At 73.5% G+C, this 14550-nt stretch carries 15 protein-coding genes; 7 read left to right on the forward strand and 8 right to left on the reverse strand.

Going from position 1 to position 14550, the window contains the following annotated elements; all coding sequences use genetic code 11:
• The first annotated feature begins 58 nt into the window (after positions 1-58).
• From BLW82_RS39920 to hypE, 7 genes are all read left to right on the forward strand, one after another.
• On the forward strand, positions 59-1726 hold the full coding sequence (locus BLW82_RS39920; RefSeq protein ID WP_093506965.1) for a hydrogenase maturation protein: 1668 nt from the start codon (positions 59-61) through the stop codon (positions 1724-1726).
• On the forward strand, positions 1723-2304 hold the full coding sequence (locus BLW82_RS39925; RefSeq protein WP_093506967.1) for a hydrogenase maturation protease: 582 nt from the start codon (positions 1723-1725) through the stop codon (positions 2302-2304). The genes BLW82_RS39920 and BLW82_RS39925 overlap by 4 nt, the downstream gene beginning before the upstream one ends.
• 117 nt (positions 2305-2421) lie before the next feature.
• Positions 2422-3144: a hydrogenase nickel incorporation protein HypB gene (hypB, locus tag BLW82_RS39930; protein WP_093506969.1), complete on the forward strand. Its 723-nt coding sequence runs from the start codon at positions 2422-2424 to the stop codon at positions 3142-3144.
• The gene (gene hypF, locus BLW82_RS39935) at positions 3141-5504 is read left to right on the forward strand and encodes a carbamoyltransferase HypF (protein WP_093506971.1); all 2364 of its coding nucleotides are present in this window, start codon (positions 3141-3143) and stop codon (positions 5502-5504) included. Before hypB ends, hypF begins: the two co-directional genes overlap by 4 nt.
• A gap of 3 nt (positions 5505-5507) precedes the next feature.
• The gene (locus BLW82_RS39940) at positions 5508-5810 is read left to right on the forward strand and encodes a HypC/HybG/HupF family hydrogenase formation chaperone (protein WP_093506972.1); all 303 of its coding nucleotides are present in this window, start codon (positions 5508-5510) and stop codon (positions 5808-5810) included.
• Positions 5807-6934, forward strand: a complete 1128-nt coding sequence (gene hypD, locus BLW82_RS39945; protein WP_093506974.1) for a hydrogenase formation protein HypD — start codon at positions 5807-5809, stop codon at positions 6932-6934. The genes BLW82_RS39940 and hypD overlap by 4 nt, the downstream gene beginning before the upstream one ends.
• Before the next feature lie 67 nt (positions 6935-7001).
• Positions 7002-7991 carry a hydrogenase expression/formation protein HypE gene (hypE, locus tag BLW82_RS39950; RefSeq protein WP_093508524.1) on the forward strand — a complete coding sequence of 330 codons (990 nt, stop codon included), beginning with the start codon at positions 7002-7004 and terminating at the stop codon, positions 7989-7991.
• 64 nt (positions 7992-8055) lie between these two features.
• Here hypE and hypA read toward each other — a convergent pair whose 3' ends face one another.
• From hypA to BLW82_RS39990, 8 genes are all read right to left on the reverse strand, one after another.
• Positions 8056-8394 carry a hydrogenase maturation nickel metallochaperone HypA gene (hypA, locus tag BLW82_RS39955; protein ID WP_093506976.1) on the reverse strand — a complete coding sequence of 113 codons (339 nt, stop codon included), beginning with the start codon at positions 8392-8394 and terminating at the stop codon, positions 8056-8058.
• A gap of 7 nt (positions 8395-8401) precedes the next feature.
• Positions 8402-8596 (reverse strand): hypothetical protein, encoded by a 195-nt coding sequence (locus BLW82_RS39960; RefSeq protein ID WP_143063740.1) that lies wholly within the window; start codon positions 8594-8596, stop codon positions 8402-8404.
• Between the two features lie 25 nt (positions 8597-8621).
• Complete coding sequence (locus BLW82_RS39965; protein WP_093506980.1) at positions 8622-8828, reverse strand: hypothetical protein; 207 nt, start codon at positions 8826-8828, stop codon at positions 8622-8624.
• A gap of 53 nt (positions 8829-8881) precedes the next feature.
• Entirely contained in the window at positions 8882-9502 is a 621-nt protein-coding gene (locus tag BLW82_RS39970; protein WP_093506982.1) for a DUF5947 family protein, read from the reverse strand.
• A complete protein-coding gene (locus tag BLW82_RS39975; protein ID WP_093506984.1) occupies positions 9499-10044 on the reverse strand; it encodes a NifU family protein in 546 nt (181 codons plus the stop codon). Before BLW82_RS39975 ends, BLW82_RS39970 begins: the two co-directional genes overlap by 4 nt.
• Positions 10037-11827, reverse strand: a complete 1791-nt coding sequence (locus BLW82_RS39980; RefSeq protein WP_093506986.1) for a nickel-dependent hydrogenase large subunit — start codon at positions 11825-11827, stop codon at positions 10037-10039. The genes BLW82_RS39975 and BLW82_RS39980 overlap by 8 nt, the downstream gene beginning before the upstream one ends.
• Before the next feature lie 65 nt (positions 11828-11892).
• A complete protein-coding gene (locus BLW82_RS39985) occupies positions 11893-12987 on the reverse strand; it encodes an NADH-quinone oxidoreductase subunit B family protein (RefSeq protein ID WP_093506988.1) in 1095 nt (364 codons plus the stop codon).
• Positions 12984-14486, reverse strand: coding sequence for a hypothetical protein (locus BLW82_RS39990; protein ID WP_371131450.1), 1503 nt, complete (start codon positions 14484-14486; stop codon positions 12984-12986). The genes BLW82_RS39985 and BLW82_RS39990 overlap by 4 nt, the downstream gene beginning before the upstream one ends.
• Between the last annotated feature and the right edge of the window lie 64 nt (positions 14487-14550).

Below are 14550 nucleotides of genomic sequence, written 5' to 3' on the forward strand. Positions count from 1 at the left end.
GGCGAAACGCCGCACGGGTCCTTCCCGGGAGCCGTCGAAGCGACGAATATGCCGCACCATGGACATTCTGCTCGTCGCGAGTGCGTTCAACAGCCTGTCCCAACGGGTCTGCGCCGAACTGTCCGACCTCGGCCACCGGGTGGACGTCGTCCTCGCCGGCCAGGGTCCCGACGCCGTACGCCGTGCCGTCCGGGACCGGCACCCGGAGCTGATCATCGCGCCGATGCTGAAGACGGCACTCCCCACGGACGTCTGGCAGCAGCACACCTGCCTGATCGTCCATCCCGGACCGCCCGGCGACCGAGGCCCCTCCGCCCTCGACTGGGCCATCGCCGGAGAGGCGGCCGAGTGGGGGGTGACCGTGCTCCAGGCCGAGGCGGCCATGGACGCGGGCGCGGTCTGGGCGAGTGAGACCTTCCCGGTGACGCCGGTCGGCAAGAGCGACCTCTACCGCAACGAGGCCGCCGACGCCGCCCTCACCGCCGTCCACCGGGCCGTACGCCGGTACGCGGACGGTTCCTACAAGCCACGGCCGCAGAGCGACCCCGCGATCCACGGCAAGGTCGTCTGGCGGGACGCCTTCCGGCAGGAGCGGCGGCGGATCGACTGGGCGGCCGACGACACCGCGACGGTGCTGCGCAAGCTGCGCGGCGCCGACTCGCAGCCGGGGGTGCTGGACGAACTCCTCGGCCGCGAGGTGTTCCTGCACGGCGGCCACCCGGAGGACCGGCTGCGCGGAGAGCCGGGCGAGCTCCTGGCGACCCGGGCGGGCGCGGTCTGCCGGGCCACCCGCGACGGCGCCGTCTGGATCCCCGAACTGCGCCCCCGCAAGAACTCCGGCGATCGGGCCCCCTTCCGCCGTCCCGCCACCCACGTCCTCGACCCGGACCTCCCCGAGCGCCCCGCCCCGCTCGAACTGCCCCCGGACCGCCGCACCTGGACCGACATCAGCTACCGGCAGTACGGCGACGTCGGCTTCGTCAGCTTCTCCTTCCCCGGCGGCGCCATGAGCACCGGCCACTGCCGGCGCCTGCTCGCCGCCTACCGGTACGCCCTCGCCCGGCCGACCCGGGTCCTGGTGCTCGGCGGCCGCCGGGACTTCTTCTCCAACGGCATCCATCTCAACGTCATCGAGGCCGCCCCGGACCCCGCCCAGGAGTCGTGGACCAACCTCGAGGCGATGGACGACCTGGTCGAGGCCGTACTACGGACCACCGACCGGTTCGTCGTGGCCGCGCTCGGCGGGAACGCGGCGGCCGGCGGCGCCATGCTCGCCCTCGCCGCCGACGAGGTCTGGTGCCGGCCCGGCGCCGTGCTCAATCCGCACTACCGGCGGATGGGCCTGTACGGCTCGGAGTTCTGGACGTACTCCCTGCCGCGCCGCGTCGGCGCGGAGACGGCCCGGCGGCTGACGGAGGAGGCCCGGCCGGTGAGCGCCGCGACCGCCGCCCGGACCGGGCTCGTCGACCGGCTGCTGCCGGTCCCGGCGCAGGGCTTCACCGCCGAGGTCGAGCGGCTGGCGGCCGAGCTCGCCGCCGGCCCGGATCTCGGCCGCCGGATCGCCGCCAAGGCCGCGGCGCGCCGGGTCCACGAGGAGGAACGGCCGCTCGCCGAGTACCGGAAGGACGAACTCGCCCGCATGCACGCCCTGTTCTTCGACCCGGACGCCGCCTACCACGCGCTGCGCTCCGACTTCGTCCGCAAGGTCCCGGGCGGTGCCCGGTGACGCGACTCCTGGTGGCGGGCGTCGGCAACATCTTCCTCGGCGACGACGCCTTCGGCCCCGAGGTGATCCGCGCCCTGGAGCAGCGCCCGCTGCCGCCCGGGGCGCGGATCCGGGACTTCGGCATCCGGGGCATGGACCTCGCCTACACCCTGCTCGACGGGTGGTCGGTGGTCCTGCTGGTGGACGCCGCCGTACGCGGCGAACGCCCCGGCACCCTGTCCCTCGTCGAACCCGAACTCCCCGGCCGCCGCCCGGACGCCCCGCCCGAGGCGCACGGCATGGACCCGGCGAAGGTCCTCGCCCTCGCCGCCCACCTCGGCGAGGAGCCCCTGCCCCGCGTCCTCGTGCTCGCCTGCGAGCCCGGGGAACCGCCGCGCGGCGACGAGGACATCGCCCCCGGGCTGAGCGCCCCCGTCCGGGACGCGGTCGCACGGGCCGTCGCCGCCCTGCACACCCTGGTCCCGGCACTGCTCGCCGATCCCCTGGTCACGCCCGCGTTGGACCGCCCGGAGGAATCCGCGGCCCCCGCCGCGGCCGGTCGCCCGCCGACAGCCGCCGGCGGCGCGGAGGATCACTGAGCGGACGCGCCCCGTCAGGGGTGCGGGGCTGAGCCGACGGGCGGCCGCCGCCGCGTGGGCGCGATGGGCCCCCACCGGCCCGCGGCAGACGAACGGCATCACCGGAGCGGAGTCCCCATGTGTCAGTCGGAGGAGGTCACCCGGGCCGTCCTGGCCAGGAACGACGGCCTGGCCGCGAGCCTGCGCGGCGACCTGGCCGCGCGCGGCGTCGGCGTGGTGAACCTGCTGTCCAGCCCCGGCAGCGGCAAGACCGAGCTGCTCGGCCGGGTGCTGGCCCGGGCGGGAGAGCGGGGCGTGCCCGTCGCGGCCTTCACCGCCGACCTCGCCACCGAGAACGACGCCAAGCGCCTGGCCCGTTCCGGAGCGCCGGTGAAGCAGCTGCTCACCGACGGGCTGTGCCACCTGGAGGCCCGGCAGGTCCGCGGCCACCTGGAGGGCTGGCTGCCGCCGGAGACCGCGCTGCTGTTCGTGGAGAACGTCGGCAACCTGGTCTGCCCGGCCTCCTACGACCTCGGCGAGCACCTGCGGATCGTGCTGATGGCGGTGACCGAGGGCGAGGACAAGCCGGCGAAGTACCCCACCGCCTTCGGCTCGGCGCACCTGGTCGTGCTCACCAAGACCGACCTCGCGGGACCGGCCGGCTTCGACGAGACCGCCTTCGCCGAGCAGGTGCGGCGGGTCAACCCCGGGGTGGAGATCGTGCGCTCCTGCGCCCGCACCGGGGAGGGCGTCGACACGGTCCTGGAGCGGGCGCTCGCCGTACGGGACGGCGCCCCGGCGCACCGGCCGCCGCTCGCCCCGCACCCGCACGGCCACGTCCACGCCCCGACCGCCTCGTGACGGCGCCCGCCACGACGACGGCGGTCCGCCGTCGCGTCACGGTGCGCGGGACCGTGCAGGGCGTGGGATTCCGCCCCCACGTCCACCGGCTGGCCGCCGGCCTGGCGCTCACCGGGTTCGTCAGCAACACGGCGAGCGGGGTCCTCATCGAGGTCGAGGGCGCGGCGGCCGCCGTCGAACGGTTCTGCGCGCGGCTCGCCGGTGAGCCGCCGCCGCTGGCCACCGTGACCGCCGTGGCCGTCGAGGAGCTGCCGGCCACCGGGGCCGACCCGGACTTCACCATTCGCGCCACCGAGCAGTCCGTCCCGGGCCGCACCCTCCTCCCGCCCGACACCGCCACCTGCGCCGACTGCCTGCGCGAACTGGCCGCCCCGGCCGACCGCAGGCACCGCCACCCCTTCATCACCTGCACCCACTGCGGCCCCCGCTTCACCATCGCCACCGGCATGCCCTACGACCGCGCGGCCACCACCATGTCCGGCTTCCCCATGTGCCCGGCCTGCACCCGGGAGTACGAGGCCCCGGCCGACCGCCGCTTCCACGCCCAGCCGGTGGCCTGCCCGGAGTGTGGCCCCCGGCTGCGGCTGGTGCCCGCCGCCGGCAGCGGGGTGAGAGCAGCCCGCGACGGTGACGCCCTCTCACGGGCGCGAGAGCTGCTCGCCGCGGGGCGGATCGTCGCCGTGAAGGGCATCGGCGGCTACCACCTGGCCTGCGACGCCTCCGCCGCCCCGGCCGTGGACACCCTGCGCACCCGCAAGGCACGCGGCGACAAGCCGTTCGCGGTGATGTGCGCCGACCTCGCCGAGGCGGAACGGATCGCCGAGGTCGGGACGGCCGGACGGGCCGCGCTCACCGGCCCCCGCCGCCCCATCGTCCTGCTCCGCCCCCGTCCCGCCGCCCGGCTCGCGCCCGGCGTCTGCCCCGGCAGCCCACACCTCGGCGTCATGCTGCCCTACACCCCCGTCCACACCCTCCTCTTCGGCCTCCCCGGCGACCCGCCCGGCCCCCGTGTCCTGGTCATGACCAGCGGCAACCGCTCGGGCGAGCCCATCGTCACGGACGACGACGAGGCGCTGACCCGGCTGTCCGGCCTCGCCGACGCCTGGCTCGCCCACGACCGGCCCATCGCCTCGCCCTGCGACGACTCCCTGCTGCGGGTCCGCGCCGACGGCACCGAACAGGTCCTGCGCCGCTCCCGCGGCTACGCGCCGCGCCCGCTGCGCCTGCCGGTCCCGGTCCGGCCCGCGCTCGCGGCCGGCGGCGACCTCAAGAACGCGCTGTGCGTGGGCGAGGGCGACCTGGCCTGGTTCGGGCCGCACATCGGCGACATGGGCGACCTGGCCACCCTGGAGGCGGCCGTGCGAGCGGAACGGCACCTGCGCCTGCTGACCGGGGTCCGCCCCGAAGTGGTCGCCGCCGACCGCCACCCCGGCTACCACTCGTCCGCCTGGGCCCGCCGCCGCGCCACCCGGTTGCGGCTCGGCAGTCCGGTGTTCGTCCAGCACCACCACGCCCACATCGCCTCCGCCATGGCCGAGGCCGGCCTCGACGGCACCGCACCCGTCATCGGCGTCGCCTTTGACGGCACCGGATACGGCGACGACGGCACCGTCTGGGGCGGCGAGGTGCTCCTCGCCGACTACACCGGCTACCGGCGCCTCGCCCACCTCGCCCCGGCCCCGCTGCCCGGCGGGGACGCGGGCGTCGCCAACCCCTGCCGGACGGCCCTTGCCCGGCTGTGGGCGGCCGGCCTGCCCTGGGACGCCGACCTGCCCAGTGTCGCCGCCTGCTCCCGTGAGGAACTCCGCGTGCTGGAGCGGCAGTTGCCGAACCAGGTCGGCTGCGTGGCCACCTCCAGCATGGGGCGCCTCTTCGACGCCGTGTCGTCCCTCGCGGGCGTGTGTCACCGCGCCGGGTACGAGGCCCAGGCCGCCCTGGAACTGGAGGCGCAGGCCTGCGCGGCCTGGGACGCGGAGACGGCCGCATACCCCTTCGGCGATACCTTCGACCCGGGCCCCGCCCTGTGCGCGATCATCGCCGACCTGCGGCGCGGCACCCCGGTGCCGGTGATCGCGGCACGCTTCCACCGCGGGGTCGCCCGGGCGGTCCTGGACCTGTGCCGCGGAGCGCGCCGGGCCACCGGAGCGAACACCGTCGCCCTCACCGGGGGAGTCTTCGCCAACGCGCTCCTCGAGGACGCGAGCGCGGACCTGCTGCACGGCGCCGGATTCACGGTCCTGCGGCACGGCGAAGTCCCGCCGAACGACGGCGGACTGGCGCTCGGGCAGCTGGTGGTCGCGGCCCACGGACCACGGCCCGACGACGACCGACGCAAGGCAGTCAGCGACGAGACGGAGTGACCCATGTGCTTGGCAGTTCCCGGCAGAGTCGTGCGCATCGACGACACCGCCGATCCCCTCACCGGCCTGATCGACTTCGGCGGGGTGCAGAAGCAGGCGTGTCTGGAGTACGTGTCGGACGTCAAGGTCGGTGAGTACGTCATCGTCCATGTGGGCTTCGCCCTGCAGCGCCTCGACGAGGAGTCGGCCCTGGCCTCCCTCAAACTCTTCGAGGAACTGGGGCTCCTGGAGGAGGAGTTCGGCGACGCCTGGCAGCAGGCGGCCCGGCAGGCGGCTCAGGGGACCGAGGGGAGCGAGGCCCGGTGAAGTACCTCGACGAGTTCAACGACCCCAAGCTGGCCCGCCGGCTGCTGGACGAGATCCGGGCCACCGCCACCCGGCCCTGGGCCCTGATGGAGGTGTGCGGCGGCCAGACCCACTCCATCATCCGGCACGGCATCGACCAACTCCTGCCGGAGCAGGTCGAGTTGATCCACGGGCCGGGCTGCCCGGTGTGCGTGACCCCGCTGGAGTGCATCGACAAGGCGCTGGAGATCGCCGCCCGCCCCGACGTGATCTTCTGCTCGTTCGGCGACATGCTGCGGGTCCCCGGCACCGACCGGGACCTGTTCCGGGTCAAGGGCGAGGGCGGCGACGTCCGGGTGGTCTACTCACCGCTCGACGCGCTCCAGCTCGCCCGCCGCCACCCGGACAGGCAGGTGGTGTTCTTCGCCATCGGCTTCGAGACCACCGCACCCGCCAACGCCATGGCCGTCCACCAGGCCAAGCGCCTCGGCCTGGCCAACTTCACCCTGCTGGTCTCCCACGTCCGGGTCCCCCCGGCCATCGAGGCCATCATGACCGCCCCCGCCTGCCGCGTTCAGGGCTTCCTGGCCGCCGGGCACGTGTGCAGTGTGATGGGCATGGCCGAGTACCCCGAACTCGCCGAACGGCACCGGGTCCCCGTCGTCGTCACCGGCTTCGAACCGCTCGACATCCTGGAGGGCATCCGCCGCACGGTCCGCCAACTGGAGCGCGGCGAGCACCGGGTGGAGAACGCCTACGCCCGCGCCGTGCGCGCCGAAGGCAACCCGGCCGCCATCCGCATGATCGAGGAGGTCTTCGAGGTCACCGACCGGAACTGGCGCGGCATCGGCCGCATCCCCGGCAGCGGCTGGCGGCTGAGCGAGGCCTACCGCGACTTCGACGCCGAGCACCGCTTCGACGTCACCGGCATCCGCACCGAGGAACCCGCCGAGTGCCGCGCCGGCGAAGTCCTGCAAGGGCTCATCAAGCCCACCGACTGCGCGGCCTTCGGCACCACCTGCACCCCGCGCACCCCGCTCGGCGCCACCATGGTCTCCAGCGAGGGCGCCTGCGCCGCCTACTACCTCTACCGCCGGATGTCCGAACCGGCGCTCCCGCGCGAGGAGATGAACCCCGTTGGCTGACCAGACCGTCGTCGACCCCGCGAACTGGAGCTGCCCGGCGCCGATCCGCGACCAGCCGGTCGTGGTCATGGGCCACGGCGGAGGCGGCACCCTCTCCGCCGAACTGATCGAGCAGATCTTCGCCCCCGCCTACGGCAACGCCCTCCTCGCCGGGATGACCGACTCCGCCGTCCTCCAGCTCGGCGGCGCCCGCCTCGCCCTCTCCACCGACTCCTACGTCGTACGGCCGCTGTTCTTCCCCGGCGGCTGCCTCGGCGACCTCGCCGTCAACGGCACCGTCAACGACCTGGCGATGAGCGGCGCCCGGCCCGCCTACCTCTCCGCCGCCTTCGTACTGGAGGAGGGCGTCGAGCTGTCCGTCGTCGAACGCGTCGCGCGGGCCATGGGCGCGGCGGCCGAGACGGCCGGAGTCACGATCGCCACCGGCGACACCAAGGTGGTCGAGAGCGGCCACGGGGACGGGGTGTACGTCACCACGGCCGGCGTCGGCCTGGTCCCAGAGCGGGTCGACATCCGGCCGCAGCGGGCCCGGCCCGGCGACGCCGTCATCGTCAGCGGGCCGATCGGCCTGCACGGTGTCGCGGTGCTCAGCGTGCGCGAGGGGCTGGAGTTCGGCGTCGAGATCGCCAGCGACACCGCGCCGCTGGCCGACCTGGTCGCCACCATGCTGGACGTCACCCCCGACGTCCACGTCCTGCGCGACCCGACCCGCGGCGGCCTGGCCGCGTCCCTGAACGAGATCGCCCGCGCCTCGGGCACCGGGGTCCGGCTCGCCGAGCGCGCCCTGCCGGTCCCGGACGCGGTCGCGGCGGCCTGCGGTTTCCTGGGCCTCGACCCGCTCTACGTCGCCAACGAGGGCAGGCTCGTGGCCTTCGTCCCGGCGGCGGACGCCGACGCGGTGCTGGAGGCGATGCGCGCCCATCCGCAGGGGACCGGCGCGACCCTGATCGGGGAATGCGTGACCGAGCACCCCGGGATGGTGGTGGTGTCGACCGGACTCGGAGGCACCCGGATCGTCGACCTCCCGCTCGGGGAGCAACTGCCCCGCATCTGCTGACGACATCTCCCGAAGACGGGCGACGACCCCGCCGGTGCCCGGGACCGCCAGGGCACCGGCGGGGTCATTCGACCGCGGTGATCTCCAGCTCCCGGCCGCTGCGCAGGTCCGTGGAGGGCCGGTCGCAGCGCGGGCACCAGAAGAACGGCGGCATGCCCACCGCGAACTCCTCGGCGCACGGCCCGCACCAGGCGTGCGCGGTCACCTGTTCGACGACGAGCCGGGCGCCCGCGAGGGCGGTGCCGTCGCGGGCCACCTCGAAGGCGAAGTCCAGGGCGTCGGGGACGACCCCGGACAGTTCGCCGACCCGGACGGTCACCGCGGAGACACGGTCCGCGCCGTCCGCCCGGGCCCACTCGTCGGCCTGCTCCACGATCGCGGTCGCGATCGACAGTTCGTGCACGACCGGCTCACGGATACCGGTGACCGGCGCGCAGCCCGCCGGCGATCCGCCAGATCCTCATCTCGCGCATCATGCTGGGGATCTCGGTGACGAACAGCGCCAGCAGCAGCGCGCCCACCACGGCGACCTCGGCGGTCAGGACCCGCTGGGCCGCCGTACCCGTTCTCTTGCGTTGCACCTTCATGTGGTCCATTCGGTTCATGCGGGGGACTCCCTGTCGCTCTGGGTCATCCGGGCGGGATGTTCGGCATCACGTCCAGCAGCACGTCGTGCCGCTTCCAGTGGATGTTGGTCGAGCGCCGCGCGTCGGCGGTGCCGTCCGGGTGGTGTCCGGTCTGCTTCGTGTAGGGGCCCCTGTTGCCCTGGTGCATGCCGGGCACGTGGGACGGCGTGTCGGGCCTCGCCTGCGCGCGGCCGACCCTGATGCTTCCCATGGGGTTCTCCTTCCTGCGCCATCCTGTGTTGCCGTTCTCCGAGGCCGCTCGGCTCAGGGCCGCTCGGTGAGCTCCTCGAAGAAACGCTCCACGGCCGGCCACATCCGGCCACCGCCGGACAGGCCGCGCCACTCCCGGCGGACGACGGCGAGCATGCGGAAGCAGTCGTCGACCGGGACGATCCAGTGGTGGTCGAGGCCGTGCACGGTGTTCACCAGCAGCGCCTCGACATCGGGGGTCAGGCCGGCCAGCGGGGGGCAGCCGGCGACCGCCTGCTGCCAGGCCGCCGCGTCCACCTCCCAGCGCATGGCCCCGGCCGGGCTCGGCCCCTCTGCGGTGACCGAGCCGTCGGCCCGCGGCACGAAGAACACCAGGCCGACCGGGACCCCGAGGGCCGCGGTGTCCACCTTCGGCAGGCGGACCCGGCGGGTCGGGACCAGCCGGAACTGGCCGTCGCCCGCGCCGGTCCCGTGCCGTGCGTCGGCGAACAGCACCGAGCAGGCGCGGCAGGCACAGCGGACCTCGGCCTGCCCGGTGTCGTACAGATGCGGATGGTCCTCGGACAGCGGCTCGGCGCACAGGTCGCACACCTCCGCCCCGGCCGCCGGCCGCCGGTCGGCCGAGGAGCGGATGAGGCGGGCCAGGGCTCCGCCGGGCGGCGTGCGCGTGGTCACCGGGCCTCCTGGGGCCGGCGCAGGGAGTCCAGGGGGACGAAGGCGGGCGCCGGAGCCTCGGGCACCGGCTGCACGTCGGCCAGCTCGGGAGCCGCGGCGAGCACCGCCTCCCGGACGGCGTCGGTCACCTCGGTGGTACCTCCGCCGCACCCCGAGCCGCAACCGCCGCCCGTGGCCAGCCGCACCCAGCCCACCTCGCCCTCCACCCCGGCCCACTCGACGTCACCGCCGCGTTCCCGCACGGCGGGGCGCAGCCGCTCGACCGCGCGGGCGGCCCGGCGCTCGGGCGGGTCCGGGTGGATGCCGTGCAGGACCATGAGGTGGTCGAGCAGCTCGTCGTCGGCGAGCCGCTCGGCCAGGGGCGCGTCCGCCTGGTCGAGGACGCGGGCGAGGGCCTCGCCGTAGACCTCGGTCAGCAGGCGTACCGCCTCGACGGCCGAGCCGCCCGTCGGCCCCGGCGCGGACTCCAGGGTTTCCAGCAGCCCGTCGAGCCGGGCCAGCCGGGACTCGACCGCCGGGCCGTCGAGCCGCCCGTCAGCCATGGTTCGCCCCGTACACCGGCGAGTGCGTGACGCTCAGCGTCTTGCCCTTGCCCGTGTACATGTGGACCCCGCACGGCAGACAGGGGTCGAAGCTGCGGACCGTGCGCATGATGTCGACGCCCTTGAAGTCGTCCGGACCGTTCTCCTCGAAGATCGGCTGGCCCATCACGGCGTCCTCGTACGGCCCCGGCGTGCCGAACTTGTCACGCGGGCTGGCGTTCCACGGAGTCGGCGGGTACGGGTGGTAGTTGGCGATCTTCTTGTCCTTGATCACCAGGTGGTGCGAGAGGACCCCGCGCACGGCCTCGTGGAAGCCGCAGCCGATCGCCTCGTCCGGCACCTCGAAGTCCTCGAACACCTTGGTGTCGCCGGACCGGACGAGGCCCATCGCCTCGTCCAGGAACTGCAGGGCCATGGCGGCCGCGTACGCGACGAAGTACGGCCGGGCGCGGTCGCGCTCAAGGGTGTTCGACCACTTCGGGATCTTCCACTCCAGCGTGGTCTCCGGCAGCTCCGGGCCCTTGGGCAGCGAGATCCGAACGCTGCTGCCGGTGGCCTTGATGTACGGGGTGTCGACGAGGCCGCTGAGCGCGGTCGACCAGAGCCGGGCCAGCGGGCCGCCGCCGGTGTCCAGGGCGAGGTGGTCGCCGGTGCGCTGGTCGTACCAGCGGGGGCTCATCACCCAGCTGTAGTTGCCCTCGAAGTCCCGCTTCTGCGGCACCGGCAGGGTCGTCTGGTTCCACGGATGGCGCATGTCCACGGGGTTGCCGAGCGGATCGTGGGTGACGAAGGGGTCCTCGTTGACCCAGTCCTCGTAGAAGGAGCTGCCCAGCATGATCCTGAGGCCCAGGTTGATGTCGACCAGACTGTTGGTGACCAGCTCGCCGTCGACCACGACGCCCGGGGTGACGTACATCGCCCGGCCCCAGCGCTCCATGTTCTCGTAGCGGTAGTCGACGACCTTCGGATCCTGCCAGGCACCCCAGCAGCCGAGGAGGATGCGGCGTTTACCCACTTCTTCGTAACCGGGCAGCGCCTCGTAGAAGAAGTCGAAGACGTCGTCGTTCATGGCGACGGCCTTCTTCACGAAGTCGATGACGTGCATCAGCCGGCTGAGGTAGTCGGTGAACGCGGTCGGTGACGGCATCGTGCCGACACCGCCCGGATACAGGGTGGAGGGGTGCACGTGGCGGCCCTCCATCAGGCAGAACATCTCGCGGGTGGTCCGGGAGACCTTCAGGGCCTCCTTGTAGACCTCGCCCTCGAAGGGGTTGAAGGCCTTCATGATGTCCGCGATGGTCCGGAAGCCGTGGATGTCACCGCGCGGCGCGTTCGTCTTCTGCGCGCGGGCCAGGACGGTCGGGTTGGTGGCCTTGACCATCTGCTCGCAGAAGTCCACGAAGACCAGGTTGTCCTGGAAGATCGTGTGGTCGAACATGTACTCGGCCGCTTCGCCGAGGTTGACGATGTGCTCGGCCAGCGGCGGCGGCTTCACTCCGTACGCCATCTGCTGGGCGTAGTCGGAGCACGTCGTGTGGTTGTCGCCGCAGATGCCGCAGATGCGGGAGGTGATGAACCCGGCGTCGCGCGGGTCCTTCCCCTTCATGAAGACGGAGTAGCCGCGGAAGAGGGAGGAGGTGCTGTGGCACTCCACCACCTCCCGGTTGGCGAAGTCGATCTTCGTGTAGATGCCCAGGTTTCCGATGATCCGGGTGATCGGATCCCAGGACATGTCCACGATCTGCGCGGGCTTGCGCCCCTTTTGCCGGGCCTCGGTTGTCATCGGCGTGTGCTGACCTTTGCTGTGGGGGACTGGGGGGACTGGGTGGGGGGACTGGCCGTGGCGCGTCAGGGGCGCCAGCGCGGGGCGTAGCCGCTGGTGAGCTTGCGCTTGTTGTGGCGCCACTTCGGCTCGTGGTTGACCAGCTCGTTGGTGAAGCCGCGCAGCCGGCGGATGACCGCCCCGTACGGCTTGATGGCGAGCGAGGAGAGGGTGCCGCCGGGCGGCTCGTCCATGAACGGCATGAACGCGTCCGGGAAGCCCGGCATGGTGCAGCCGATGCAGATGCCGCCGACGTTCGGACAGCCGCCGATACCGGCCATCCAGCCCCGCTTGGGCACGTTGCAGTTCACGACCGGACCCCAGCAGCCCGTCTTGACCAGGCACTTGGGCGAGTTGTAGTCCGCCGCGAAGGTCGCCTGCTCGTAGTAGGCGGCGCGGTCGCAGCCCTCGTGGACGGTGCGGCCGAACAGCCACTGCGGCCGCAGCATGTGGTCCAGCGGCGGCGGGGGAGCGGTGCCGGCGGCGTGGTAGAGCACCCAGACCAGGGTCTCCATGAAGTTCTCCGGCTGCACCGGGCAGCCCGGGATGTTCACCACGGGCAGCCCGCCCTGGGACTTGAAGTCCCAGCCGAGGTAGTCCGCGAGGCCCATGGCGCCGGTCGGGTTGCCGGCCATCGCGTGGATGCCGCCGAAGGTGGCGCAGGTGCCGACGGCCACCACCGCCCAGGCCCGGGGCGCCAGGTCGTCGATCCACTCGTTGAGGGTCTGCGGCTGACCGGTCTCCGGATGGTTGCCGAAGGACGTCCAGTAGCCCTCGCCCTCGATGATGTTCTGGTTCGGGATGGAGCCCTCGATGACGAGGATGAACGGCTCCAGTTCGCCCCGCGCGGCCGCCCGGTACGGCGCGAGGAAGTCCTCCCCGCCCAGGCTCGGCGAGAGCACCTTGTTGACCAGGTTGACCTTCGGCATGCCCGGGATCAGGCCCAGGACCAGGTCCTCGATGGAGGGCTGGTCGGCGGCCGTCACGGAGACGGTGTCGCCGTCGCAGCTCATGCCCTCGGAGATCCAGAGGATGGTGATCTCGTCGAACCCCTGGTGCTCGCCGTCGGCCCGGCCGCCTTCGCCGGTGACGGCCGTGGTGCCGTTCTTGCTGGTGCTCATGCGCTAGGCCTCCGATGGAGTGGGTCCCGGGGACGGCTCGGCAGCCGCCGCTGGGTCCGGGACGTCGGTGCCCCGAGCGGCTCGACTTCGTCGGGCCGGAAGTAGTGGAAGCGGCCGTACCAGCCGTGCAGTTCGGCCGCCGGGTCGTCGTCCACGGTGACGGCCAGGTGGGTACTGCCGTCCACGTCGTGGAAGACGGCGGCGACGGTCGCGGTGCGGCCGACGAGGAACATGTCCTGGGCGTCGGCGCCCCTGCCGCGCGGGCGCAGCCGCACCGGGCTGCCGCCGCCGACCCGCACGCCGCCGACGAGGACGCTGTCGGTGGCGGGCGAGAGCCCGTCGTCGCCGCCCTCCTGCCACCAGGCGGGACGCACGGTGGGGGAGGAGGCAGCGGCGGCCGGGCCGAGTGAGCGGATGGCGCCGTGCAGGCGTTCGAAGACCTCCGGTGGCATGGTGTCGACCCGGTCGAGGATCTCGGCGGCCCGCGGGTCGGTGGCCCGGGCCTCCCGTTTCTCCTCGTCCGTCAGCAGCATGGTCCGCAGGGTGAGGATCTCGTCGATCTCACCGGCGTCGTGGAGGTCGCCGGGGCTCTCCGGCGCCACCTGCGGATGGTCGGGGAGGATGATCGGCGAGGAGAGCAGCAGGGCGGACGCCGAGCCGTCCGCGGGGGCGCCGGCCGGGGGCGGGCCGCCGAGCACCGGGAAGGTGAAGTCGTTGCGGCAGCCCCGGGCGGCCTCCCGGAGGGCCCGGCCCGGGTCGATCAGGGAGACGAACTCCGCGCCCTCGACGCCGAGGAGGGTGTGGGTGGCGATGAGCGCGTGCCGCAGGGCCAGGTCGCGCGGGGCGCGCGGATCCCCCACGCTCCCTTCGTTCGCGGTGCGTACCCGGAGCCGGAAGAGGCCCTCGCCGAGCCGCTCGGCCACCAGGACGGTACTCGCCCGCACCTCCGCCCGGCGGCGGACGATCCGCCCGGCGCCGCCGGGCAGTTCCTCGGTGTCGGTACCGGCCGGGGAGCCCACCGCGAACCTGTACTCGCCCTCGTCCAGCGCGGCCGTGAGGTCGGCCGCGCGGGCCACCGCCTCCTCGAAGGTCAGCTGCACGGTCCCGTCGCCGCAGGCCAGCGACTCGACGGGCCGCCCGTCGGCGTCCTCGACCTGCTTGTGCTGCAGTTGCAGGTACCGCACCCGCAGCCGCACGACCGCATCCGGCCGGTTCACCCGCAGCAGGCACTCCGTCCGCTGGTACCAGGAGTCCGCCGAACCCGACACGCCCGGACTGACCGGCCCGTCCGCCTCCGCCCAGTCGCGGGGGAAGAGGACCCCGAACTGCCAGCGGGCGCGGTTCTTCGGCGACGACCGCCGATAGGGGTAGAGGAGGTAACCCTCGTAGAGCACGGCATCGGCGACGGCACTCATCGCTTCGAAGGTCGGCGCGGGGCGGCCGGAGCCGTCCACCAGGGCAGTGCGGGGCGCTCTGCCGTCGACCAGTCCCTCGGCCATGCGACCTCCTCGAATCCGTGCGCGCGCCCATACCTTCCACCACGGTCACACCGGTCACGCCCGC

Origin of the sequence: Streptomyces sp. Ag109_O5-10, assembly GCF_900105755.1 — a bacterium.
In the GTDB taxonomy this organism is placed as follows: domain Bacteria; phylum Actinomycetota; class Actinomycetes; order Streptomycetales; family Streptomycetaceae; genus Streptomyces.